The sequence below is a fragment of the Halorubrum sp. SS7 genome (assembly GCF_005435055.1).
Classification (GTDB): Archaea; Halobacteriota; Halobacteria; order Halobacteriales; family Haloferacaceae; genus Halorubrum; species Halorubrum salinarum.
Window position 1 is genome coordinate 144,389 of sequence record NZ_SGXV01000005.1, and the last position, 23,206, is coordinate 167,594.

Genomic DNA, 23,206 nt, shown 5'->3' on the forward strand with positions numbered 1-23,206 from the left:
GCCGGCGCTACCCGCCGGCTGTCGACCTCCGGTCCCTCGCTGGAGTCGGCCGACGGTAGGGAGGCCGACGAGGCTGGGATGGTGTGAGGTGCTGTGCGGTCGGGTGAGGATCTGGTGGTGCTCTCCGACAATCCGTTGTCAGCAGGTTATGAACAGTATCAGTCCAGCGCCGCGAGCGCCTCGGCCGCCTCGCGGGCCGCTTCGAGGTGGTCGCGGGCGCGTCGCGGGTCGTCCGTCTCCTCGGCGGCGCGGGCGAAGCGCGTCAGCGTCCGCGTCAGCGACGCCCGGGCGGGCCCGACGCTCTCGGCGTCCGCCGCCGACGGCGATGGACGCGACCGGGGGGTCTCGGCCTGCGGGTCGTCGGCGGACTGCGCCTCAGTCTCTCGGGCCGCCGTCCGCTGTGGCGGTGCTGTGGGTCGTGACTGCGCGGGGCTCGACGCTGACGCTCCCGACCGACCGGCGTCGCTCGCGGCGGCGTCGACCGCGTCCCCGCCGACCGCGCCGTTCTCGGCCGCGGCGTCGGCGCCGACCTGCGGGTCCTCGTCGGCTGAGGTCGCGGGCTCGGCGGGCGGAGCGTCGCCCGCGTCGGCCGGCGCCTCACCGGCGTCCGCGGCCGCGGCGCCCTCGACCTCGTTCCCGCAGGTGGGACAGAACTCGCGGCCGTCGTGGCGGAAGATGGGGTCGCCGCACTCCTCGCAGTGGCGGTTCGTCATCGTCGCGCCCTTCAGGAGGAGCTCGGACATCCGCTGGGTGTGCTCGCGCTTCTTCTCGTCCTCGGCGAACTTCTCGCGGAGCTTCTCGCGTTCCGCCTCCTTGTCGAAGCCGTCGCTCATGGGCGGACGAACGTGGTTCGCGGGCAAAAGTCCGGTGGGCTCGGGACGGCCCCCGCGAGGAGGTCGAGGACCGCCGACCGCGGCCGGCTACTCCTCGGTGATCGTGCGGTCGTCGGGGTCGAGCTCGCCCCGGTGGATCTTCGCGCCGTCCTGCGCGACCTGTCGCCCGAGCACCGCGCACTTCACGCGCATCGGGGAGATGTCGACGCCGAGCATCTCGGTGACGTCGTCGGTGTCGAGCGCGTCGAGGTCGTCGAGGGCCATCCCGTGGAGCCGCTCCGAGAGCATGCTCGCGGAGGCCATCGAGATGGCGCAGCCGTCGCCGGTGAACCGCACCGCCTCGACCGCCTCCTCGGCGTCGTCGAGTCGGACCTCCATCCGGATCGTGTCGCCGCAGGAGGGGTTCTCGCCGACGTGCGTGAAGTCCGGATCCTCGAGTTCCCCGTAGTTGCGCGGGTTCTTGTAGTGGTCGAGGATCTGCTGCCGGTACATGTCCGAGCCCAGTCCCATACTGGCTCCGAGTAGGCCGGTCCGGCTCAAAAGGGTTCCGTCGGCCGGGCTCCGCACCGTAATCGGCGACGGTTCATCGCGGCGTGCGCCGCCGCTCCCGCCCCCGGGAGTCGTCGCCCTACGGCGCGTGTTCCTCGACCCACGCCGTCAGTTCGTCGCCGGGGATGAACCCCTCCGCGCGCCGGGCGACCGGCTCGCCGTCGACGAAGAGGACGAACAGCGGGACGCTCCGCACGTCGAACCGCTCGACCAGCGGCGGGTCGTCGCGGGGGTTCACCAGTCCGACCGCGAGGTCGACCTCGACGCCGCGAGCGACGTTCCCGATCACCGGTTCCATGCTCGCGCAGATGCCGCAGCCGTTGGTGTAGAACTCCACGAGCGCGACGTTCGCGTCGCCGACGAAGGCGTCGAGGTCGGCCTCGTCCGACAGCGATACCGGACGGCGAGCGTCCGAGGCGCCGCCGCCGGTCGCCTCGGACGCGTTCGAGGCAGTATTGGATTCCATACACACTATCGGTCGCGGACGGCCATAACTGCTTCTGTCGGCGAAGTCGACTCCGGGGGAGAAGCGGGAAGCGAGAAGAGCGCGAACGGCGGCGCCCGCGTCGCTACGCGGGCTCGTCGCCCTCGGGTTCGGTCCGCCATCCGCCCTTCAGCGTGACGTACCAGACCGAGGCGCCGGCGAGGACGAAGACGGCGGCCATGTACGGGATGATGGGCAGTTCGATCCCGACGAAGTCGAGCACGGTCCGCATCTCGTAGACGATCACGCCGAAGATGGCGAGCGTCACGAGCAGGCCGCCGCGAGAGATGTCGACGCTCATCGGACCACCTCGACCAGCGCGGCCGACGCGTCGCCGACGGCGCCGACGAGCGCGGTCGTCGCGTTCGCGAACGCGTCGAACAGCGGCGCGAGCCACACCGGGTAGGTGCCGACGCCGGGGCCGAGCAGGCCGCCGCGCTGGATGATCGCCGCCAGCGGGAGCGCGTACGCCAAGACGACGAGCGTCAGCGCGATGCCGACCCACAGCCGGAGGTTGTCGAGCACCTTCGGCGAGTCGGCGGGCCCGGACAGCGCGGGCGGCAGCGGGTCCGCGAGCCCGGACACCGTCGGGTTCCCCATCGTGAGCAGGAGGTTCCCGATGAACAGGATCGTCGAGACGAACAGCAGCGTCCCGCCGATCGCGATCTGGACGTTGAGCTCCTCGAACCCGCCGAACATCGTGGCGTACTCGAAGCCGGAGTACTCGGGTTCGGCGGTCCGGCGCGGGACGCCCATGATCCCCTGCGCGTGCATCGCGTTCGACATCAGCGCCATGCCGATGAACCAGACGACGACCTGGACCAGCCCGATCGTCCGGCTGTAGATCGGCTTGTTACTGATCTGCGGCCAGAGCCAGTAGGTGGCGGCCATGAACGTGAGCGCCACCGCGGTCCCCACGGTGAGGTGGAAGTGGCCCGGCACCCAGATCGTGTTGTGGATCATGTAGTTGATGTTCATCCCGGCGTTCACCATGCCGGAGAAGCCGCCGGCCGCGAACATCAGCCCCGCGAGCATCATGCCGGTGAACTCGGGCTTCCGCCACGGGAGGTCGGTGAGCCAGCCGAGGATCCCGCTCCCGCCGCGCTGGCGGGCGCCGTACTCGACGCTCGCGACGACGGTGAACGCGGTGAGCAGACTCGGTAGCAGCAGGAACAGCGTGTTCGTCATCGAGATGAACTTGAACCCCTCCGCGATCCCCGGGTCGAGGTACTGGTGGTGGATCCCGACCGGGGTCGAGAGCAGGAGGAACAGCACGAACACGACCCGAGCCAGCGGGTCGCTGAACAGGCGCCCGCCGGCGATCTTCGGCAGCACGGTGTACCAAAGCAGGTACGCCGGCATCAGCCAGAAGTACACCACCGGGTGGCCGAAGAACCAGAACAGCGTGCGGGTCAGCGTCGGGTTCACCTGGTCGATCAGCCCGAGCGACCACGGCAGCAGGAAGATCAGCACCGACGCCGCCACGGCGGACGACGCGATGTACCACATCGCCATCGTCGTCAGCACCATGAACGTCTGGAGCGGGATCCGCTCGTCGGGGTGCTCGCGCTTCCACGCGAGCCACGTGCGGAAGAAGTCGGCGCCGGCGATCCACGACCCGACGATGAACACGGCGAGCCCCGCGTAGAACATCGGGTGCGCCTGGAGCGGCGCGTAGAAGGTGAACAGCACGTCGGCGCTCATGTCGATCGAGTCGACGAAGCCGGCGAGGATCGCCACGCCGGTCATCGTCATCCCGACGGCCATGAGCGCGTACCAGGTCCACGTGATCTTGGTGTTGAGGAGCGGCCGGTCGAGGCTCCGCACGACCGCCCACGTGAACAGGCCGACGAGGAAGAACGTCGTGAAGCTGATCGCGAGGAACACCCCGTGAGCGGTCAGGACGGTGTAGTAGTCGGTCGACGGGATGATCCGCGCCACGTCGGTGCGGTGGAGCGTCTGGATGATCCCGAGGATCGCCCCGATCACCAGCGCGAGGAAGGAACTGAGGAGCGCGGCGCGGACGATACGCGCCTCCTCGGGGAACTTGTCGGCGAAGGTCCGGTCGCCTTCGAGCGCCTGGCTCATTCGCCGTCACCCCCGTCGGTCCGCTCCTCGAAGGCCGACTGACTGACGACGTTCACCTTCCCTTCCATCACGTGGTGACCGGCGCCGCAGTACTCGTTACAGAGGAGGCCGTACTCCTGCGGCTCCTCGACGCGGACGGTTATCTCGGAGACCTCGCCGGGGACGACCATCGTGTTGGCGTTCGTCCCGGCGACCTCGAACCCGTGTATCACGTCCGCCGACGTGATGTAGAACGTCACCGTGCTGTTCGCCGGCACGACGATCGGGTCCGGCTGGAACCCGAACTGTCGGGCGACGACGTACGCCGCGTACTCGTTCTCTCCGACCCGTTCGACGCGGGGCTCGGAGAACCGCTCGTCCTCGTCTAACGCCCCGGCGTCGATGGTCGGTTCGGTGTCGCTCACCATCGCGACGCCGGGCCCGACGGCGCCGTAGGTGACGGAACCGAGGAGGAACAGGATCAGCAGTACCGACGCGGCCAGCCAGATCTTCTCGTAGGCGTGGATGTGCATCTCGTGATCACCCCACGACGACCAGATCGCGGCCGAGGAACTCGATGTAGTAGATGTACACCCACGACAGCACCAGGATGACGAAGTATATCCCGATGAGCGTGAGGGTCCCGATCGGATCGAACTCCTCGGTGTCACCGCTCACGTCGCCCGGCGGACCGTGTGCGGTCTCGTTTCGGCTCATGGGCGGGCTTGACAACAGAGAGCTATATAAGATCCATCCGTTCTCGGACCCTGAAAACACGGGTATTATATATTCCCAGCGGGCGCTAGGCTACGGTATGGACTTCTCGATCCAACAGGCCGTGCTCCTGATCCTCGGCGGGATCGTCCCCGCGGCGGTGTTTATCGCGGATCGGGCGGAGGTCTTCGTCGCGATCACGCTGGTGAACGTCCTGCTCATCTGGGCGAGCCTCCGGATCGCGACCGGCGGGAGCTTCCCGGGAGTAGGCGGCGACGCGAACGACGCGGAACAGGCGTAGCCGGTCGGCCCGCGAGACGCGACAGCCCGCGAGACGCGACGGACCGGTCGCGCGGGACGCCGGAATCGAATCCACATGTCACGTTGTACGCTCTGTGACCTCCCGACCGGGGACGACCCGCACACCGCCCCCGACGTCGACGGCGAGTTCTGCTGCCGCGGCTGCCTGACCGTCGCGCGCTCGCTCGACGGCGTCGAGGACCTCGACGACCTCGACGAGCGGCGCCCGGACGCGACGCCGGGCGACGATTTCGACGGCGAGACGACGTTCCTCCACGTCGACGGGATGCACTGCGCGACCTGCGAGTCCTTCCTGGAGATGCGGGCGGGCGAGCAGGAGGGGGTCGCGGCCGCGGAGGCGAGCTACGCGACCGACACGATCCGCGTCGACTACGACCCGGAGGCGGTGGACGCGGACGAGCTCCCCGATCGGCTCTCCGTCGCGGGGTACTCGGCGAGCGACCGCGCGGACCCGGACGCCGACGAGGACGACGCCGTCGTGCGGTTCCTGATCGGCGGCGGCTTCTTCGGGATGATGGCGATGCTGTGGTACGTGCTCTTCCTGTACCCGACCTACTTCGGGTACGAGCCGATCCTCGACCTCGGCGGCGTCTCCGGCACCTACCTCTTCGCGCAGATCTGGCTGTTCGCCTCGATCGTGCTGTTCTACACCGGCTACCCGATCCTGCGGGGCGCGTACGTGAGCCTCCGGGCGCGACAGCCCAACATGGACCTCCTCGTGTCGCTCGCGGCGACCAGTTCGTACGCGTACAGCACGCTCGCGCTGCTCGTCGGCCGGACCGACCTCTACTTCGACGTGACCATCGCGGTGGTCCTCGTCGTCACCGCGGGCAATCACTACGAGTCGGTCATCAAGCGCCGCGCGACCGGCATGCTCGCCGACCTGACGACGACCGAGGACCGGACGGTGCGGACCGAGGCGGGCGATCGCCTCGACGCCGACGCGGTCGACCCCGGCGACCGCCTCCTCGTGCGCCCCGGCGAGCGGGTGCCGTTCGACGGGACCGTCGCCGAGGGGACCGCCGCGGTCGACGAGGCGCTCGTCACCGGCGAGTCGCTCCCGGCGACGAAACGCGAGGGGGACCCGGTCCGCGGGGGGACCGTCGTCACGGACTCGCCGGTCGTCGTCGAGGTGGGCGAGGACGCGGCGAGCACGCTCGACACCCTCGTGCGGCTGCTGTGGGAGATCCAGAGCTCGCGGTCCGGGATCCAGCGCCTCGTCGACCGGCTGGCGACGGTCTTCGTGCCGCTCGTCGTCGCGGTCGCGGCCGTCGGCGCCGCCGCCACGCTGGCGCTCGGGTCGGCGCCGGTCGACGCCGCGCTCGTCGGGTTGACGGTGCTGATCGTCTCGTGTCCCTGCGCGCTCGGACTGGCGACCCCGCTCGCGGTCGCCGCCGGGATCCGCGACGCGGCGAAGCGGGGCATCGTCGTCGTCTCCGACGCCGTCTTCGAGTCCGCCGCCGACGTCGACACCGTCGTCCTCGACAAGACCGGCACGCTCACCGACGGCGAGATGCGGCTGCTCGACGCGACGGCCGCCGAGGGGGAGTCGGTCGAGCGCGTGCGGGAGCGCGCCGCGGCCGTCGAGCGCGCCTCGGTCCATCCGGTCGCGGAGGCGATCGTCGCGGGCGTGCTGGGCGACGGGGAGCGACCGGCGGGGTCGCGACCGGCCACCGACGGCGGCGAGGCGTCCGCCGCCGGCGACGCGACCGACGGCGCGCCGGCCCAGGTCGACGCGCTCGACTCCCTGTCCGCGACCGGCGTCGACGTGTTCGACCGCGGGGTCGCGGGGCGGGTCGACGGCGACGAGGTCGTCGTCGGCCACCCAGACTGTTTCGACGAGCGCGGCTGGCCGGCGTCCGACCGACTGCGTGAGGCGGGAACGGCCGCCCGCGACCGCGGGAACGTCCCCGTCTACGTCGGCTGGGAGGGCCGCGTGCGCGGGGTCCTCGCCGTCGGCGACGAGGTGCGCGACGGGTGGGAGTCGGTCGTCGCCGACCTCGACGCGGACGGGCGGCGCGTGGTCGTGCTCACCGGCGACGCGCCCGCGGCCGCGGCGCGGTTCGCGGACCACCCCGCGATCGACGAGGTGTTCGCCGAGGTGCCGCCGGAGGCGAAGGCCGAGACGGTCCGGCGCCTGGGGGCCGACGGCCCGGTCGCGATGGTCGGCGACGGGAGCAACGACGCGCCGGCGCTCGCGGCGGCCGACCTCGGCGTCTCGGTCGCCTCCGGCACGGACCTCGCGGCCGACGCCGCGGACGCGGTCCTGCTGGAGGACCGGCTCTCGGCGGTGCCGGAGCTGTTCGCGGTCACGCGCGGGACGAACCGGCGCCTGAAACAGAACCTCGGCTGGGCGTTCTGCTACAACGCCGTGGCGATCCCGCTCGCGCTGACGGGCGTCCTCAACCCCCTCCTGGCGGCGCTCGCGATGGCGTCGAGCAGCGTCCTCGTCGTGACGAACTCCGCGCGGGCGGTGTTCGACCCGGACTGACGCGGTCAGGTCCCGCCCCGCCCGGAGCGGTCCTCCCCCTGACCGCTGCCCGAGGGGAGGAGCCGGCGCGCCAGCGCGCCGAGGCGCTTGTACGCGAGGTTCACGTACAGCCCAGAGAGGAAGACAAGCCCGACGACGAGCGGCACGTCGTCGACGCCCTGCCCGAGGATCAGGTCCGAGAGCAGGTAGACCCCAACACCGAGCGGCAGCGCGGCCGGCAGCCGGAGGTTGTACCGGAGGAGCCTGCCGACCGAGGCGTCGAAGCGCTCGATCAGGGCGGTGGAGACGAACCCCAGCGCCCCGAGCAGGCTGAACAGGGGGACGAACGGGGGGACGATCCCGGGCCCGAGACCGTCGATCCCGGCGTACGGCGCGTCGACCGCCACGGAGGCCGCGGCGGTGAGGGCGACGGCGAGGAGGACGTCGCCGGCGACGACGGCAGTCCCGAGCCGGGACCGATACCAGGCCCGGGCGAGCCACGGCCGGTCGTCCGCGCCCGGCGCGGCGTCACCCCCGAGCGTCGAGTCGTCGGCCCCGAGCGTCGGGTCGTCGGCGGGAGGGTCGCCTCGCTGCCGCTGCGATGAGTCCGACATCGCCGGGGGTGTTCGCGGCCGAGCGACAATTAGCTTGTGCCGCGTGAACGAGACGCAAGGACGTCTGCGGTGCTACTCGAAGAAGGAACTGAAACCGAACCGCGGCCGGAGTTACGCCGTCGCGCCGACGTGCGGCTTGACCGCCCGGACGATGGCGTCGACGTCGTACTCGTCTTCGGTCTTGTCGAACACGACCTCGCCGCCCGCGCGGACGACGAACACGCCGTCGTCGCCGGTCACCAGGGCGACCTCGTCGACGCCCTCGCCGAACTGCTTGAGGATCGCCTCCGAGACGTCTTGCGCGCGGTTCAGCATGCCACAGGGGACGCAGTACTCGACTTCGACGCGTGTCATACGGCCGTAGTTCACGTCGAACGTACTTAAAATGGCCCGCGCGGTCACTGGTCCCACCGGACCGGGTCCCGTCGGTCGTGACCGTTCAGGAAGGCCGGGAGACACCGACTACCTCGAAGCGCGCGCCGCCGTCGTCGGCCTCGTCGATCCGCAGCGTCCAGCCGTGCGCGTCGACGATCCGCTCGACGATCGACAGTCCGAACCCCGTTCCGTCCTCCGCCGTCGAGAAGCCCGTCTCGCGCACCCGTTCGACTCGGTCGTCGGGGATTCCGGGGCCGTCGTCCTCGACGAAGAATCCGGTCGCTCCGTCGAGCTCGCCGACCCGAACGGTCACGTCTCGGCCGCCGTGTTCGACCGCGTTCCGAAAGAGGTTCTCGAAGACGTGCGAGAGCCGGTCGGGGTCGGCTCGCACCGTCACCGGCCCGGTCACCCGAAGCGTCGCGTCGGCCGTCTCGACCCTCGACCAGCACCGACGCGCGCACTCGTCGATGGCGACCTCTTCGACCTCATCGACGCTTTTCCCCTCGCGGGCGAGCGCGAGCGTCTCCTCGACGATTTCGCCCATCCGGTCGAGCGCGGACGCGACGACTTCCAAGTGCTCGTCGTCCGGGCGTTCCGCCGCCGCGAGGTCGACGCGGCCGCGAGCGACGTTGAGCGGGTTCCGGAGGTCGTGTGAGACGACGCTCGCGAACTCCTCGAGGCGGTCGCGCTCCCGGCGGAGCTCCGTCTGTCGCATCCGGTCGCGTTCGGCCCTGACCTCGCGTTCGATCGCTCGCGCCTCGAAGACGCCGATCGTCAGCCCGACCCCGCCGCCGAAGCTGACCGCCCACCGAACCCAACTGAACAGCTGGAAGTCCGACTCGGTGGACAGCGTCGCCATGAATCCGACGTTGATGAGCAGGAACCCCGCCGTACCGGCGAGCAGCCATCGGTTGAGTCGCGGGTATCGGGCGACCGAGAGTCCGGAGTCCGGGACCCACCGGAGGAAGTATCCGAAGCCGAGCAGGATCGCCACGGAGGAGAGGTACCCCACCCAGAAGCCGCCGGGAACGGTTCCCGCCCCGAGCGCGATGACGGCGACCTCGGCGACCAGCGAAAGGAGGACCGCGAGGCCCACCCCCCAGACCGGCCACAGCGCTCTGACGGCCGCCCGCGTCGAGGAATCCATCGCCCATCGGTTACGGTCCGAGACGTATAAACGGCGCTACCCGACTGTCGGTTTCGAGACGGTCCGTCGGCCCGAGCGGCGGGTCAGACCACCAGGGCGTCGAAGACGACCGCGAACAGCAGCAGCCCGAGGTAGGCGTTCGAGGCGTGGAACGCGCGGAACGCCGCCTTCTCCGTCTGCTCGTAGTGGAGCCGGACGACCGTCCAGAGGAAGACGGCGCCGACGCCGACGCCGACGACCGCGTACAGCGCGCCGAGCGGGTCGGCGGCCGCGGCGAGCGCGACCGCGGCGACGAGCGTCGCGCCGAGGTACCAGAGGATGTGGCGGCGGGTCGCGGTCTCGCCGCGGACGACGGGCATCATCGGGAAGCCGCCGCGCTCGTAGTCGTCCTTGTACGCCAACGCGAGGTTGTAGAAGTGCGCGGGCGTCCACAGGAAGATGACGAGGGCGAGCAGCAGCCCGCCGCCGCCGACCTCGCCCGTGACCGCGGCCCAGCCGATGAGCGCCGGCAGCGCGCCGGCCGCGCCGCCGATGACGGTGTTCTGGACCGTGTTCGGCTTGAGGACGAGCGTGTACACGACGCTGTAGAACACGATCGCGACCAGCCCGAGCGCGGCCGTCAGGGCGTTCACGCTCCAGAACAGCCCGAGCGAGACGACCGTGAGGAGCCCACCGAACGCCAGGGCGTGCGAGACCGGGACGAGGTCGGTCGCGAGCGGGCGGTCGCTGGTGCGTTGCATCCGCTTGTCCACGTCGCGTTCGAGGACGTGGTTGAACGTGCCGGAGGCGCCGATAGAGAGCGCGCCGCCGGCGAGCGTTGCGGCCACGACGCCGGGCGTGAACCCGGCCCCGCCCGCGAGCGCCATCGCGGCCGCGGCGACGAGGCAGAGCAGCCACATCAGGCGCGGCTTCATGAGCCGGAAGTACGCCGCCGCGGTCGCCCGCAATCGCGGGAGCGTCGCGGTCGGGATCTCCGGCTCCGGCGCCTCCTCGACCGGCGGGAGGTCGTCGGTGCCGGGCTCGAAGTCCTCGGGGGCGTCGCCCGGGACGCCCGTCTCGGCCTCCAGCCACCACGCGAGCGCGGCGAGGACGGCGCCGAAGATGCCGATCCCGAGGAGGAGGTGGGCGGAGCCGAGGGCGGCGGGCAGGTCGCCGAGCGCGACGAGCGCCCCGACGCCGGCCTGCGCCGGGTAGACGACGAGCGCGACCGCGAGGGCGGCGCGGACCCGGCGGTCGGCGCCGTCCCGCCACGCGAGCGCGGCGGAGAGCGCGACGAGGAGGCCGACGACGACCGCGAGGACGCGGTGGCCGAGGGCGATCCAGCCCTCGGTCGCCGTCGGCAGGGCGGCGCCGCTCCCGCAGGCGGGCCAGCCGCCGCAGGCCGCCGCCGCCTCCGTGAGGGAGGTGGTGGCGCCGACGACGACGAGGAGGTACACGCCCATCGCGGCCGCGGCCAACACCGCGGGGAACTTGTCGGGAATATTCACTCACCTCGGTTTGGGAGTCAGTCCATTTAGATGCCGCGCTTCCCCGCCCGCGCGCCGTCCGGCGGGGCCGACCGCCGGGTCACCGCGGCGTCTCGTCCGAGCCGTCGCCGCGCTCGCGGACGATCCGGTCGACGATGTCGCCGCTGGAGAGCAGTTCGTCCTCGTACTTCGGCTCTCGGCCCGACGCGCGCTCGACTCGGCAGTCGATGCCGCGGGCCGCGAGCGCGTCGGCGATGGCGGCCTCGTCGTGGTGCTGGTCGAACCCCAGCACGATCACGTCGGGGTCGAGCCGCTCGATGGGGACGAACACGTCCTCCGGGTCGCCGAGGTGGGCCTCGTCGACCGCGGCGAGCGCGGCGACCATGTCGCGGCGCTGGCGGGCGCACAGCACCGGCGCGGGCTTGTGCGTGACGTTGGTGCGACGGGCGACGATGGCGTGGAGCTCGTCGCCGTACGTCGCCGCGTCCTCGAGGTAGTGGACGTGGCCGGGGTGAAGCAGGTCGAAGGTGCCCTGCGCGACGACCCGCGTCATCGGAACCACGAGAGGAAGCCGCCGCCGTCGCGGTCATCCAGCTCGCGGTCGATGTCCTCCTGGGTAAAATCGAAGAAGTGCTCGTCGGGGACCGCCACGTCGAGCACGTCGAGAGTCGTCTGCTTGCCCTCGTTGTCGAACGCCTTCCAGTCGCCCCACCCGTAGGGGGCGCCCACGATGATGTGTACCTTCCCCTGCCCGAACGTGGCGAGGTCGGCGTCGCTCGGCCGGAGCGCGCCGTTCGGGTGGGAGTGGACCGAGCCGACGGCACGCATGTCGTTCGGCTTCATGTTGGTGCGGACGGTGGCGCTGGTCGGGCTCGACTCCGTGCCCGGGATGACGAGCACGTCGGTGATCACCTGCCCGTCTCGGTCGAGGTCGAGCTTCCGGGCGTCGTCCGCGCGGAGGAACCCCATGTACTCGTTGGGGTGAGTCTCCTCGCTCGCCTCGAGGACGAACTCCAGGGTCTCTCGGGCGATGCCGAGGAGCTCGTCCGAGCGGAACAGTCGCATGGGTCAGACAAGTCGCCGTCGCCTCATAGGGGTTCCGGACCGCGGGACGCCGGGCGGGCTCCACGCTCCGGGCGTCCGCCGGTCCGCGGGCGAGAGCCCCGAGAGAACAGGCTTAACACCGGCCGTTCCCGATTGCTCTCCATGAGCGAGAACACCGCCGGGGATTCCGGCACGCGGGGCGATTCGAGCCCCGAACCCGACGCCGACGCGGCGGAGGGGGCGGCCGACGACCGGCCGACCGTCTACGACCTGGCGCCCGACTGTACCCTCGAAGACGCCGAAATCGACGCCCTGTACCACGCCGAGGTCAACGGCGTCGTCGACTACGGCGTGTTCGTCGACCTCTCCGACGCCGTGAGCGGCCTCGTCCACGAGTCGAACCTCGACGGCGACTACGCCGTCGGCGACCGGCTGATCGTCCGGCTCACCGAGGTGAAGGAGAACGGCGACGTCGCGTTCGACGACGTCGACCCCGACGGCTACCGCACCGAGACCGTCGCCCACGAGCCGACGGTCTCGCGGGTCCGCGGCCTGACTCCGGGCGACGAGGCGACCGTCGAGGGCGAGGTCGTTCAGGCGAAACAGACCGGCGGCCCCACCATCTTCGCCGTCGCGGACGCCTCCGGGGTCGTCTCCTGTGCCGCCTTCGAGTCCGCCGGCGTCCGGGCGTACCCGGAGGTCGAGGTCGGCGACATGGTCCACGTCTCGGGGACGATCGAGAGCCGCGAGGACGCCCTCCAGCTGGAGGTCGACTCGCTGAAGCGCCTCCCCGACGACCGCGCCGCCGAGGCCCGCGAGCGCTTCGAGGCCGCCCTCGACGAGCGCGCCGAGCCCGCCGACGTCGACCCCCTCGTCGAGTGGGAGGCGTTCGAGCCCATCCACGAGGACCTCCGCGACCTCGCGCGGCTGCTCCGCCGGACCGTCCTCGCCGGCCGCCCGATCCGCGTCCGCCACCACGCCGACGGCGACGGGATGTGCGCCGCCATCCCGGTCCAGCTCGCCGTCGAGAACTTCGTTCGCGAGGTCCACGGCGACCCCGACGCGCCGCGACACCTGTTCAAGCGGCTCCCGAGCAAGGCCCCCTACTACGAGATGGAGGACGTCACCCGCGACCTCAACTTCGCCCTGGAGGGCCGCGCCCGGCACGGGCAGAAGCTCCCCTTCCTCCTCATGCTCGACAACGGGTCGACGGAGGAGGACGTGCCGGCCTACGAGAACCTCGCGCACTACGACATCCCCATCGCGGCCGTCGACCACCACCACCCGGACCCGGAGGCGGTCGAGCCGCTGCTCGACGCCCACGTGAACCCCTACCTCCACGGCGAGGACTACCGGGTCACCACCGGGATGATGTGCGTCGAGCTCGCCCGGCTGATCGACCCGTCGCTCACCGAGGAGCTCGAACACGTGCCGGCGGTCGCCGGGCTCTCCGACCGCTCGAAGGCCGAGGCGATGGACGACTACGTCGCGCTCGCCGAGGGCGCCGGCTACGACGAGTCCGACCTCCTCGACATCGGCGAGGCGCTCGACTACGCCGCCCACTGGCTCCGCTACTCCGAGGGGAAGACCCTCGTCAACGACGCGCTGAACGTGGGCTGCGACGACGAACAGCGCCACGAGGAGCTCGTCGAGTTCCTCTCGGAGCGCGCCGAGCGCGACGTGGAGCGCCAGCTCGACGCGGTCGACGACCACGTCGAACACGAGCGGCTCGCCTCCGGCGCGCACCTCTACCGGATCGACTTAGACGAGTACGCCCACCGGTTCACCTACCCCGCGCCGGGCAAGACCACCGGCGAGCTCCACGACGAGAAGGTGACCGAGACCGGCGACCCCGTCATCACCATCGGCTACGGCCCCGACTTCTGCGTCCTCCGCTCGGACGGCGTCCGGCTCGACATCCCGAACATGGTGACCGAGCTGAACGAGGAGCTGCCCGAGGCGGGCGTCTCGGGCGGCGGCCACCTCGTCGTCGGCTCCATCAAGTTCGTGAAGGGCCGCCGGAGCGAGGTGATCGAGGCGCTCGTCGAGAAGATGGCGGGCGCGGAGATCGACGAGGCGCTCTCGTCGACCATCGCGCTCGACGACTGACCCGACGGCGCCGCGACCTCCCGGGCCGGTCCCCGGCCGGGCGACCGATCGCCCCGATACCGCTTCTCAGCCGAACGCGATCTCCCGACGAGCGACAGTACCGGCCGCGGCGAGCGCGACGCCGAAGCCGGCCGCGAAGCCGACCGGGAGCTGGACCCCGCCGCCGCGCCAGTCAGCGGCGTACGCGCGGGCGTAGAAGTCCGCGACCGACTCGCTCTCTATCGCGAGCAGCACCTCCCGGTTGTTCGTCTCCGCGCTCGGGTTCCAGTTGAGGCTGCCGACGACCGCCGCGTCGTCGACGACGAGCCCCTTCGCGTGGACCTTCCCGAACCGACCGCGCGGCGCCGCGAGGTCGACCGCGATCGGTTCGTCGGCGAGCGCCTCGGAGAGGTTCCGGTTCGCCTCGCGGTCGTACCAGGCGTCCGAGAGCAGCAGGTGGACGTCGACCCCGCGGTCCGCGGCGCGCCGGAGCGCGCGGACGATCCGGTCGTTCGGCCCGCCGACCCGCGGCACGACCGCGAGCACGCGCTCGTCGGCGGCGTCGATCCGGGCGACGATCCGGTCTGCGGCGTTGCCCGGCGCCGTCAGGACGGTCACGTCGGCCGTCGACGGCGCCGCGGGCGCCTCAAACCGCGTCGGGTAGGAGCCGTTCGCGCGACCGCCCTCGTGGAACTCGGTGTCGGCGCGGAAGGCGCGCCACGGCCGCGCGTCGCGCGCCTCGAAGTCGGCGCGGAACAGCGCCGCGAGGTCGTCGGCGACCGCCGCGCTCCGGTCGGTACCGTCCCCGACACCGGCGTCGACCTCGCCCGCGGCGCCGCGGTCGTCCCCGACGAGGACGCCCCACCCGCGGTTGCCGTGCCCGCCCGTGCCGGACGGCTTCCAGTTCTCCGTGAGGACGACGGCGCGGCCGTCGGCGACCGCGTACTTCGGGTGGTGGAACCGGAACCGCTCGACCTCGCCGTCGAGGATCCGGACCGCGACGCCGGCGGCCGTCAGCCGGTCGATCAGCGCCGCGCTCCGGGCCGGGAACCCGCCGACCGGCGACCCCTCCAGCAGCACCCGGACCCGCACGCCGCGGTCGGCGGCCGCGACGAGCGCGTCGGCGACCCGCTCCGAGGTCAGCGTGTAGCCGGCCACGAACAGCCGCTCGTCCGCGGCCCGGAGCGGCTCGACCGGCATCCCGGGGCTGTCCGGGAGGACGAAGGGGGTCACGGCGGCGTCCGCGGTCGACTTCGGCGAGCGAGAGTCGTAGCCGCGCGGGCGCCACTCCCCCCAGTCGGCGCGCCACCGGTGCCCCTCGGGCGCGCGGTCGTACGCGACCACGGCGACGGCCGTGCCGTTCCGGCGGAGCTCGATCCGGTCGCCGGACGCGGCGAGCGGGAAGTGGTCGTCGAGCGCGCGGAGCGTCGGGTCCCCGGTGCCGCCGTTGCCCGGGGCCGCGGTCTCGTCGGCGAGCAGCGGCGTCGCGTTCGCGGGGTCCATCGAGAGGGCGACGACGCCGCTGGCGTTCGCCGGAATCTCGGCCTCGTGGTGGCCGTCCGAGAGCGACCAGTCGCCGCGCTCGGGGAGCCGGACGACGAGGTACTCGCCGCGGTTCTCCGCGGCCGCCGGGTTCGGGAACAGCTCGACGATCCGCGGCGTCGTCGAGACGAGCGTCACGTTCGCCGCGCTGCCGTTCGACCGTTCGGCGGCACCGCCGGGATCGACTCCGACGGCTGGCGAGCCGGGATCGACTCCGACAGCCGGCGAGCCGGGTCCGGCGTCGCCCGCGGCCGCGACCGGGACGAGGGCCGCGAGAGCGAGCAGCGCGAGCGCGACGGCAGCGACGCTCGCTGTCGCGTCGCCTGCGGAAGGAGATGAAACGAACGACACGCCGGGTCTCGCCCCGGCTTCCGATAAGAAGGGTCGGCCGAGCGGCGGGCCGCGTCAGGCGGTCGGCGCGGGCTCGGCGCCGTCGTCGAGGGCGTCGCGCGCCTTCTCGCCCTCGGTCGAGACGACGAAGGAGCGCTCGTCGGCGTACTCGGCGACCGCTTCGAGCGCCTCGCGGGTGCCGATCTGCCGGAGGGCCCAGCCGGCCGCCGCGCGCACGTCGTCGGACGGGTGCGCTTCGAGCGCGTCGGCGAGCGGGTCGACCGCGCGGGTGTCGCCGATCAGGCCGAGCGCGCGGGCGGCGTGGGGGCGGACGAGCTCGTCGGTGTCGCCGTCGGGGTCGAGCTGGTTCGCGAGCGGCTGGACGGCCTCGGCGGCGCCGATCTCGCCGAGCGCCTTGAACACCGCCTTCTGGAGCTGCGGGTTCGAGTCCTCGTCGACGTACTCGACGAGGGTGTCGGTCGCCTCCTCGGCGGCCATCTTCCCGAGGATCCGGATCGCGGGGCGGTCGCGCTTCTCGGCGCGGCCGAGGATCTCCTCGACGGACGCCTCGGTCTTGCCGCGCTTGCCCATCCGCTCGAACGCCTCCAGGCAGTGGCGCTCCATGAACTCGGACTGGAGCGAGTCGAGCGCGAGCAGGATCATGTCGACGTTGCCCCGCGCCTCGTGCTCCTTCAGCGCGGCCCACTCGACCGGGAAGTCCTTGTAGTGGCCGAGCACGTCGTAGTACCCCTGCGCACGGAGCTGCTCGTGGGTCTCGAGGTCGTCCCACTCCTCGGCGTCCTCGAGGGCGGCCTCCAGGTCGTCGGTCGCCGCGAGCAGCGCCGCGATCACGTCCGCGTCGTCGTCCGCGTCGAAGCCGGCCTCGACGACCGCCGCGGCGACGGCGTCGAGCGCGGCGGTGAGCTGATCGACGGGGATCGGCTCCGCGGCGTCGGCCTCTTCGTCGTCCGCGGGCTCCGCCAGGAGCGCCTCGGGGTCCTCCTCCGCCCCGTCGATCGCGTCGGGAGCGGCGTCGTCGATCGCGTCGGCGGCCTCGTCGACGAACGACGTGACGGCGGCCGCGATGTCGTCGTGGCCCGCCTCGGTCCACTCGGTGTCCGCGACCGTCCCGGACGCGGCCTCGACCGCGTCGGCGACGTCCTCGCCGTAGGGGCCGCGGGCGTCGTCGACGCCGTCGCGGAGCTCCGCGACGCGGTCCTCGAGGTCGCCGCGGGGGTCGTCGGCGTCCTCGTCGTCCTCGTCCGGCTCGGGGAGGTCCGCGTCCTCGATGCCGGTCTCCGCGTCGTCTAAGAGCGCCTCGACGTCGTCGAGGTCGGCCTCCGTCTCGGCGGCCTCGAGCCGGTCGGCGATCTCGTCGAGGTACTCGTTCAGGGACTCCTCGGTCGCGTCATCGGGGAGCGTCGGGGCGGCCGTCTCCGTCGACTCGTCGGCGTCCCCGCCGTCGTCCGCGGCCTCGGCCTCCTCGGAGGCGTCGGCCGGGTCGTCGTCGCCGTTGCTCATATACCACGAACTCCGTGTGTAGTCCATTAAGAGGTTTCCCTTCGCGGGCGCCGGGCGACCGCGTGCGGGGGCGAGACGGTGCGCTCGCCGGGCCGGACGGGCGCGCCGGCCCTCCGATCCGCCCGTCACCGGAACCCCGCCCCGGCGCGAGGCGGTCGACCGCTCGCTATCCCGGATCGAACCGGCCGACAGCGCCCCAACGCGAGTGTCGTGTTCACCACCAGCACACTTTTATTATCTCCTTCTAATACCGTAACGATTCGATGCTGGACGTCGACCGCGAGGCGATCACCGAGGGGCCGGTTGGGCGGGTGCTGCTCGTCCTCGCCGCGCCGCTCGTCGCGCAGAACGTCGTCTACGTCGCCAACGCGCTGGTCGACACGTTCTGGCTCGGGCGGGTCGGCGAGGACGCGGTCGCCGCCGTCGGGCTCAGCCTCCCGGTCCAGTCGCTGCTCGGCGCGACGGTCGTGATCGGCGCGGTCGGCACCCAGATCCTCGTCTCGCAGCGCGCCGGCGACGGCGACGAGGCGGGCGCGCGCCGGGTGGCGGTCAACGGCGCGCTCGTCGCGCTCGCCGTCACCGCGGCGGTCGCGCTCCCTGTGGTCGCCTACGCCGACGAGGTCGTCGCGCTGCTCGGCGCCGACCCCGCGCTCGCCGGGACGACCGCGACGTACCTCGCCATCGTGATCGCCGCCCTCCCGGTCGGCGCGGTCGGCGATACCGTCGAGAACTGCTTCACGGCGTACGGCGACACCCGCGCGGTGTTCCACGTGACCCTCGTGGGCGTCCTCGTCAACGCCGTCGCCGCGCCGGTCCTCATCTTCGGCGTCGGCCCGGCGCCGGCGCTCGGCGTCGCGGGCGCCGCCCTCGGCACCGCGCTCGCGGGCGTCGCCGGCCTCCTGTGGGTCCTCGGGTACGCCGCGGGGATCGGCCGCGACACCTTCCGGCTCACCCGCGACGCGTTCGCGCTCGACGCAGCGGCCGTCCGCGAGGTCGTCGCCGTCGGCCTCCCGCTCGGCGGCCAGCGCGGGGTGAGCGAGCTGGTCCGCGTCCTCGTCGTCGGCCTCGTCGCGGTCGCCGGCGGCGCGGCGGGCGTCGCGGCGTACACGGTCGGCGCCCGGGTGGCGACGCTCGCAATCGTCCCGGCGCTCGGGATGCAGCAGGCCGCCCAGTCGATGATCGGACAGAACCTCGGCGCGGACGCTCCCGAGCGCGCTCGCCGCACGACGACCGTCGGCACCGGGATGGTCGTCGCGGGGTTCCTCGCGCTCGGCGCCCTCCAGTTCCTGTTCGCCGGCGGGATCGCGGACCTCCTCGCGCCCGACCTCACCGCGACCGGGCGCGACCTCGCGGTCACCTACCTCCGGATCCTCGGCGCCTCCTACTGGGCGCTCGGGGGCACCTACACGCTGCTGGCCGGGTTCAACGGCGCCTCCCGCACCCGGACCTCCTTCGTCGCCGACCTGGTCAAGTACTGGGCGGTCCGGTTCCCGATCGCGGTCGCGGCCGTCCCGGTCGCGACGACGGTCGGCGCGTTCGGCGTCACCGTGACGCCGGGGCTCGGCTGGGGCGTCGAGGCGGTCTTCTGGGCGGTCGCGGCCTCGAACGTCGTCGGGTTCCTGGGCCTCGGGGCGTACTTCCTGTACACCACTCGCCGCGGCATGTTCGCGAACGCCGCCGAGCGCGCGGGTGGCGGCGACGCGGGCGACGCGGCCGCCGCGGAGGCGGCCGACGACGACTGACGGCGGTCGCGTCGGGCAGGTCAGTCGGCGAGCAGGTCGGCGCTCTCGACGACCGTCGCGAACTCGCCGTTCAGGTGCGTGAGCGCGACGCGGTGGGAGGTCTCCGGGTCGATCCGCTCGCCGTCGGGCGCCTCGCGGGCGTGGGTCGCGGTCGCGTCGGCGACCACGCGCACGTCGTAGCCGCGGTTCTCGGCCTCGCGCGTCGTCGTCGAGACGCAGTGGTCGGTGGTCAGCCCGCAGACGACGAGCGACTCGTATCCTTCCTCGCGGAGCCACGCGTCGAGGCCGGAGTCGAGGAACGCGCCGTTGACCGACTTCTCGAAGGTGGGCTCGCCCTCGACGGGCGCCGTCTCCGGCTTCCACGCGAAGCCGGGGGCGTCGGGGCGGAGCGGCGAGTCCGGCTCCGTCGAGGCGTGGCGGACGTGGGCGACCGGCCGGTCGGCGTCGCGCCAGCGGTCGAGGAGCGCGGCCGCGACCGCCTCGGCGTCGGGGTTGTTGCGCTCGCCCCACCCCGGCTCGTCGAAGCCGGTCTGGAAGTCGACGAGGAGGAGGACGGCGTCGTCGGGGACGGCCGCGTCGGGCGTCGCGTCGCCGCCCGCACCGACGTCAGTCATCGCCGAGCCCCGACGTGACCGCCGCGTCCCCGTCGGCAGCCGAGGCGTCGTCGTCCGCGAACCGGCGCCACGCGCCGGGTTCGAGGAGGTCCGCCGGCGCCCGCGGGTGGTCGCGGGCCGGCGAGAGCGGGCAGGCGTCCGGGCTCGCGTCGTCGTCCTCGCGGAACAGGTACTGTTTCCACTCGCGGTCGCCCTCGGCGCCCCAGTCGCCGAGGTCGGCGTGGGGACAGACGCCGTCGTAGTCGCCCATGCGGTCGCGGATCGCCTCGCGGGCGCGCTCGCCGGCCTCGGTGTCGGCGGTGATCCCCTCGAAGACGGCGCGGGGCTGGAAGGTTATCTCCAGCCCGACCGGCGAGTACCGGCTCTTCCGCTCCTCGTAGAACGGCGCCCGCGACGTGGGGAACAGCGGCTCGCCGCCGAAGCAGAACTCCCAGCGGGGCGTGTCCGGGTCGGTCGGGATGTCGTCGGGCCACGGCTCCGGGTCGTGGACGTGGAGGAACTCCAGCACGTGCCAGAGCCGCTCGTGGTAGTGCGCCTCGCCGCGCTCGCCGTCCGGCGGCCTGAAGAACACCGCGAGCGGCGCGCGGTCGGCGTGGTCGGGGTACGTCTCCAGGTACTCGACGAGCACGTCGCGCAGCCGAAGGAGCGCGGCGGGGTCCGTCGTCGACTCGCAGGCGGCGTACAGGAGGTCGCCCTCGCGCTCGACCTCGATGCCGAAGTAGCAGGGGAACGGCGACCCGTCGCGCTCACCCAGCATCGACTCCCGGAACGTGCGGTAGTGCTCGCGGAGCCACGGCGGCGCGTCGTCGAGCCGATCGCGGAGCGTCGCCTGGTCCAGCAGCACGCCCTCGGTGCCGGGCTCGTTCATACCCGTATTCGGGGACAGACCGGCTTTTGACTTTCGGGGAATCCGACGCGACGAGACGGATGAGCGCGGGGATTTATCACCGATCGCACCGACGCTCACCGACGACATGTCGGCAGACGACCCGCACGACCTCGAACGCTTCCTCGACGCGCAAGAGGGCGTGATCGAGTCGGCCAAGCGGTAGCTGCGGTCGGGGCGGAAGCGCGGTCACTGGATGTGGTTCGTGTTCCCGCAGGTCGAGGGGTTAGGGAGCAGCCGGACCTCGCGGCGCTACGCGATCGGGTCCCGGGAGGAGGCGGCCGCGTACCTCGCGCACCCGACGCTCGGGGCGCGGCTGCGGGAGTGTACGGCGATCGTCAACGGGATCGACGGGCGGACCGCCCGCGAGGTGTTCGGGTCGCCGGACGACCTGAAGTTCCGGTCGTCGATGACGCTGTTCGACGCGGTCGCGGACGGGTCCGAACCCTTCGGGACCGCGCTTGACCACTACTACGACGGGCCCGACGAGAAGACGCTCCGGTTCCTGCGAGGGGAGTGAGGTCGGCGGCCGAGAAGTCGACCGCCCGACCGGCCGCCGATCCCGGGCTCAGTCGCCCGCCACCGCGAACCGCGAGGCGTCCTCCTCCTCGGTCGGCGCGGTGAGCAGCGAGACGCCGACGGTGAGGACGGCCGACAGCGCCATCAGCCCGAGCGCCACGTCCCAGCCGCCCGCGACGGTGCGCGGCAGCGTCGGGACGGCGCCGACGACCGCCGACAGCACGACCGCGAGGTACGCGACCTGTGGGACGGCGACGCCGGCGAGCATGCCCGTGCGCGTCGTCCGCGGCCAGTAGAGCGCGCAGATCACGGGGAGCGCGAGCAGCGCGAACCCGGAGAACGCGGTGCCCCCGACCTCGACCAGCGTCCCGGGACGGAACAGGCTGGCGACGAACGCGAGCGCCGCGAACCCGGCGACGCCGACGCGCGCGACCCACGCCTCGCGGCGCTCGGAGGCGTCGGCGTTCACCACGGGTCGGTACAGGTCCCGCGTGAAGTACGACGACCCCGACAGGAGCATCGAGTCGGACGAGGACATCATCGCGGCCATCGCGCCGGCGATGACGAGCGCCGTGAACCACGCCGGCGTGTACTCGCCGAGCACGACCGGGAGCACGTTGGCGTTCTCGGGGACCGTCACCGGCGTCCCGGCCGCCCACGCGCCGAGCATGAACGCGGGGAGGAAGAGCAGGAGGACGAGCACGGGCCACAGCGCGAACGACCGCTTCAGCGTCGCGGCCGACTTCGCGACGAAGAACCGCTGGTTGATCTGCGGGAACATCGTCACGCCGAACGCGATGGTGATCGCCGTCGAGATGATGAACCCGGGCGTGTACGTCCCGCCGCCGAAGCTCCCGAACTCGGGCCGGGCGGCCAGCATCCCCTCGGTCGCGGCGCCGACGCCGCCGAGCGCCGAGACCAGCCACGCGGCGGCGATCCAGACGACGGAGAGCATGAACAGCCCCTGGAGCGTGTCGGTCCACGCCACGCCCCGGAGCCCGGCGACGGCGACGTAGAGGATCATGAACGCCGTGATCAGCGCCGCGCCGCCCCAGTAGGGGACCGCGCCGTCGGTGAGCCCCACGAGCGCCTCGCCGGCGCCCATCTGCTGGAGCATGACGTACGGGAACAGCCAGAGGAGGCTGACGCCGGCGACCAGCGCGCGCAGCCCGGTCGAGCCGAACCGGTCGCCGAGCATCTCGCCGAGCGTCACGTAGCCGTTGCGGGCGCCGATCAGCCACTGCTTGTAGCCGATCACGTACCACAGCACCGCGAACAGCACGCCGTCGAGGGTGCCCATCACGATCAGCCACTCGGGGCCGGCCGCGTACGCGAGGTTCGGCCCGCCGAAGAAGGTGAACGCCGACAGCAGGGTGGCGAACGTCGTGAACAGCAGCACGAGCGTGCCGATCGACCGGTTCGCGAGGTAGTAGTCCTCCGCCGTCGACTCCGAGACGCGGTAGGCGACCAGCCCGAGCGCGAGCGCGGCGACGAGGTAGCCGACGACGACGCCGAGCGAGAGCCCCAGCGTCATCGGCGATCACCGTCGGCGGGCGCCGGCGCGTCGCCGCCGGCGACGTCGTGCCCCGGTCGCCGCCCCATCCCGCGCTCCCACGCGCCGCTCCGGACGAACAGCGCGAACAGGGCCGTACACAGCCCGAGCCACGCCACGTGCCACCAGATCCACACCGGCAGCCCCGCGACGACGCGGTCGACGCCCCACAGGGGCCACGGCACCGCGAAAGCCACGAGGACCGCGAACGTCGGTATCCACACGAGATCGCTCCGTGATCGCGTCATGTGAGAAAATAGAGTTTCTATAGGTACAAAGAACCATCGAACAGATTCGGATATCCTTTTCGTAGAGAAATTTTCTTCAA

Annotated in this window: 24 protein-coding genes; 5 read left to right on the forward strand and 19 right to left on the reverse strand. The window is 72.2% G+C overall.

Annotation, left to right across the window (positions count from 1 at the left end):
• Window positions 1-158: 158 nt before the first annotated feature.
• The 7 genes from EXE44_RS07870 to EXE44_RS20715 all read right to left on the reverse strand — a co-directional run bounded on the left by EXE44_RS07870 (window position 159) and on the right by EXE44_RS20715 (window position 4,650).
• Window positions 159-833 (reverse strand): Sjogren's syndrome/scleroderma autoantigen 1 family protein, encoded by a 675-nt coding sequence (locus EXE44_RS07870; RefSeq protein ID WP_137716684.1) that lies wholly within the window; start codon window positions 831-833, stop codon window positions 159-161.
• Between the two features lie 87 nt (window positions 834-920).
• Window positions 921-1,343, reverse strand: coding sequence for an iron-sulfur cluster assembly scaffold protein (locus EXE44_RS07875; RefSeq protein ID WP_121562930.1), 423 nt, complete (start codon window positions 1,341-1,343; stop codon window positions 921-923).
• Window positions 1,344-1,461: 118 nt separating this feature from the next.
• Window positions 1,462-1,848, reverse strand: coding sequence for a co-chaperone YbbN (locus EXE44_RS07880; protein WP_137716685.1), 387 nt, complete (start codon window positions 1,846-1,848; stop codon window positions 1,462-1,464).
• Window positions 1,849-1,951: 103 nt separating this feature from the next.
• A complete protein-coding gene (locus EXE44_RS07885) occupies window positions 1,952-2,167 on the reverse strand; it encodes a CbaC protein (RefSeq protein ID WP_137716686.1) in 216 nt (71 codons plus the stop codon).
• Entirely contained in the window at window positions 2,164-3,954 is a 1,791-nt protein-coding gene (locus tag EXE44_RS07890) for a b(o/a)3-type cytochrome-c oxidase subunit 1 (RefSeq protein ID WP_137716687.1), read from the reverse strand. Before EXE44_RS07890 ends, EXE44_RS07885 begins: the two co-directional genes overlap by 4 nt.
• On the reverse strand, window positions 3,951-4,466 hold the full coding sequence (locus tag EXE44_RS07895) for a cytochrome c oxidase subunit II (protein WP_137716688.1): 516 nt from the start codon (window positions 4,464-4,466) through the stop codon (window positions 3,951-3,953). Before EXE44_RS07895 ends, EXE44_RS07890 begins: the two co-directional genes overlap by 4 nt.
• Before the next feature lie 7 nt (window positions 4,467-4,473).
• On the reverse strand, window positions 4,474-4,650 hold the full coding sequence (locus EXE44_RS20715; RefSeq protein WP_199233699.1) for a hypothetical protein: 177 nt from the start codon (window positions 4,648-4,650) through the stop codon (window positions 4,474-4,476).
• 97 nt (window positions 4,651-4,747) lie between these two features.
• On the opposite strand from EXE44_RS20715, the gene EXE44_RS07900 reads away from it, so the two are divergent.
• The gene (locus tag EXE44_RS07900) at window positions 4,748-4,948 is read left to right on the forward strand and encodes a hypothetical protein (protein ID WP_121562935.1); all 201 of its coding nucleotides are present in this window, start codon (window positions 4,748-4,750) and stop codon (window positions 4,946-4,948) included.
• Between the two features lie 75 nt (window positions 4,949-5,023).
• On the forward strand, window positions 5,024-7,459 hold the full coding sequence (locus EXE44_RS07905) for a cation-translocating P-type ATPase (RefSeq protein ID WP_137716689.1): 2,436 nt from the start codon (window positions 5,024-5,026) through the stop codon (window positions 7,457-7,459).
• A gap of 5 nt (window positions 7,460-7,464) precedes the next feature.
• On the opposite strand, the gene EXE44_RS07910 is transcribed toward EXE44_RS07905, so the two are convergent.
• From EXE44_RS07910 to EXE44_RS07935, 6 genes are all read right to left on the reverse strand, one after another.
• A complete protein-coding gene (locus tag EXE44_RS07910) occupies window positions 7,465-8,052 on the reverse strand; it encodes a hypothetical protein (RefSeq protein WP_137716690.1) in 588 nt (195 codons plus the stop codon).
• Between the two features lie 111 nt (window positions 8,053-8,163).
• Complete coding sequence (locus EXE44_RS07915; protein ID WP_137716691.1) at window positions 8,164-8,406, reverse strand: SelT/SelW/SelH family protein; 243 nt, start codon at window positions 8,404-8,406, stop codon at window positions 8,164-8,166.
• 85 nt (window positions 8,407-8,491) lie between these two features.
• Complete coding sequence (locus EXE44_RS07920) at window positions 8,492-9,574, reverse strand: HAMP domain-containing sensor histidine kinase (RefSeq protein ID WP_137716692.1); 1,083 nt, start codon at window positions 9,572-9,574, stop codon at window positions 8,492-8,494.
• 83 nt (window positions 9,575-9,657) lie between these two features.
• Window positions 9,658-11,061 (reverse strand): heme o synthase, encoded by a 1,404-nt coding sequence (locus tag EXE44_RS07925; protein ID WP_137716693.1) that lies wholly within the window; start codon window positions 11,059-11,061, stop codon window positions 9,658-9,660.
• Between the two features lie 79 nt (window positions 11,062-11,140).
• Window positions 11,141-11,593, reverse strand: coding sequence for an adenylyltransferase/cytidyltransferase family protein (locus EXE44_RS07930; protein WP_137716694.1), 453 nt, complete (start codon window positions 11,591-11,593; stop codon window positions 11,141-11,143).
• Complete coding sequence (locus EXE44_RS07935) at window positions 11,590-12,105, reverse strand: Mov34/MPN/PAD-1 family protein (RefSeq protein WP_137705392.1); 516 nt, start codon at window positions 12,103-12,105, stop codon at window positions 11,590-11,592. Before EXE44_RS07935 ends, EXE44_RS07930 begins: the two co-directional genes overlap by 4 nt.
• 141 nt (window positions 12,106-12,246) lie before the next feature.
• Here EXE44_RS07935 and EXE44_RS07940 point away from each other — a divergent pair, with 141 nt between their 5' ends.
• Window positions 12,247-14,193, forward strand: a complete 1,947-nt coding sequence (locus EXE44_RS07940; RefSeq protein ID WP_121562941.1) for a DHH family phosphoesterase — start codon at window positions 12,247-12,249, stop codon at window positions 14,191-14,193.
• A 66-nt stretch (window positions 14,194-14,259) separates the two neighbouring features.
• On the opposite strand, the gene EXE44_RS07945 is transcribed toward EXE44_RS07940, so the two are convergent.
• Entirely contained in the window at window positions 14,260-16,065 is a 1,806-nt protein-coding gene (locus EXE44_RS07945; RefSeq protein WP_137716695.1) for a phospholipase D-like domain-containing protein, read from the reverse strand.
• Between the two features lie 54 nt (window positions 16,066-16,119).
• Window positions 16,120-17,565: a HEAT repeat domain-containing protein gene (locus EXE44_RS07950; RefSeq protein ID WP_137716696.1), complete on the reverse strand. Its 1,446-nt coding sequence runs from the start codon at window positions 17,563-17,565 to the stop codon at window positions 16,120-16,122.
• Between the two features lie 263 nt (window positions 17,566-17,828).
• Here EXE44_RS07950 and EXE44_RS07955 point away from each other — a divergent pair, with 263 nt between their 5' ends.
• Complete coding sequence (locus tag EXE44_RS07955) at window positions 17,829-19,307, forward strand: MATE family efflux transporter (protein WP_137716697.1); 1,479 nt, start codon at window positions 17,829-17,831, stop codon at window positions 19,305-19,307.
• A gap of 20 nt (window positions 19,308-19,327) precedes the next feature.
• Here the strand turns inward: EXE44_RS07955 and EXE44_RS07960 are convergent, their stop codons facing one another.
• Both EXE44_RS07960 and EXE44_RS07965 read right to left on the reverse strand, forming a co-directional pair.
• A complete protein-coding gene (locus EXE44_RS07960; protein ID WP_137716698.1) occupies window positions 19,328-19,921 on the reverse strand; it encodes a cysteine hydrolase family protein in 594 nt (197 codons plus the stop codon).
• On the reverse strand, window positions 19,914-20,789 hold the full coding sequence (locus tag EXE44_RS07965; protein ID WP_137716699.1) for a YqcI/YcgG family protein: 876 nt from the start codon (window positions 20,787-20,789) through the stop codon (window positions 19,914-19,916). The genes EXE44_RS07960 and EXE44_RS07965 overlap by 8 nt, the downstream gene beginning before the upstream one ends.
• A gap of 184 nt (window positions 20,790-20,973) precedes the next feature.
• Between EXE44_RS07965 and EXE44_RS07970 the strand changes: the two genes are divergently transcribed.
• Window positions 20,974-21,327, forward strand: a complete 354-nt coding sequence (locus EXE44_RS07970; protein WP_274595372.1) for a DUF1810 domain-containing protein — start codon at window positions 20,974-20,976, stop codon at window positions 21,325-21,327.
• Window positions 21,328-21,375: 48 nt separating this feature from the next.
• On the opposite strand, the gene EXE44_RS07975 is transcribed toward EXE44_RS07970, so the two are convergent.
• On the reverse strand, window positions 21,376-22,860 hold the full coding sequence (locus EXE44_RS07975) for a sodium:solute symporter (RefSeq protein ID WP_137716700.1): 1,485 nt from the start codon (window positions 22,858-22,860) through the stop codon (window positions 21,376-21,378).
• Window positions 22,857-23,126, reverse strand: a complete 270-nt coding sequence (locus tag EXE44_RS07980) for a DUF3311 domain-containing protein (protein WP_137716701.1) — start codon at window positions 23,124-23,126, stop codon at window positions 22,857-22,859. Before EXE44_RS07980 ends, EXE44_RS07975 begins: the two co-directional genes overlap by 4 nt.
• Between the last annotated feature and the right edge of the window lie 80 nt (window positions 23,127-23,206).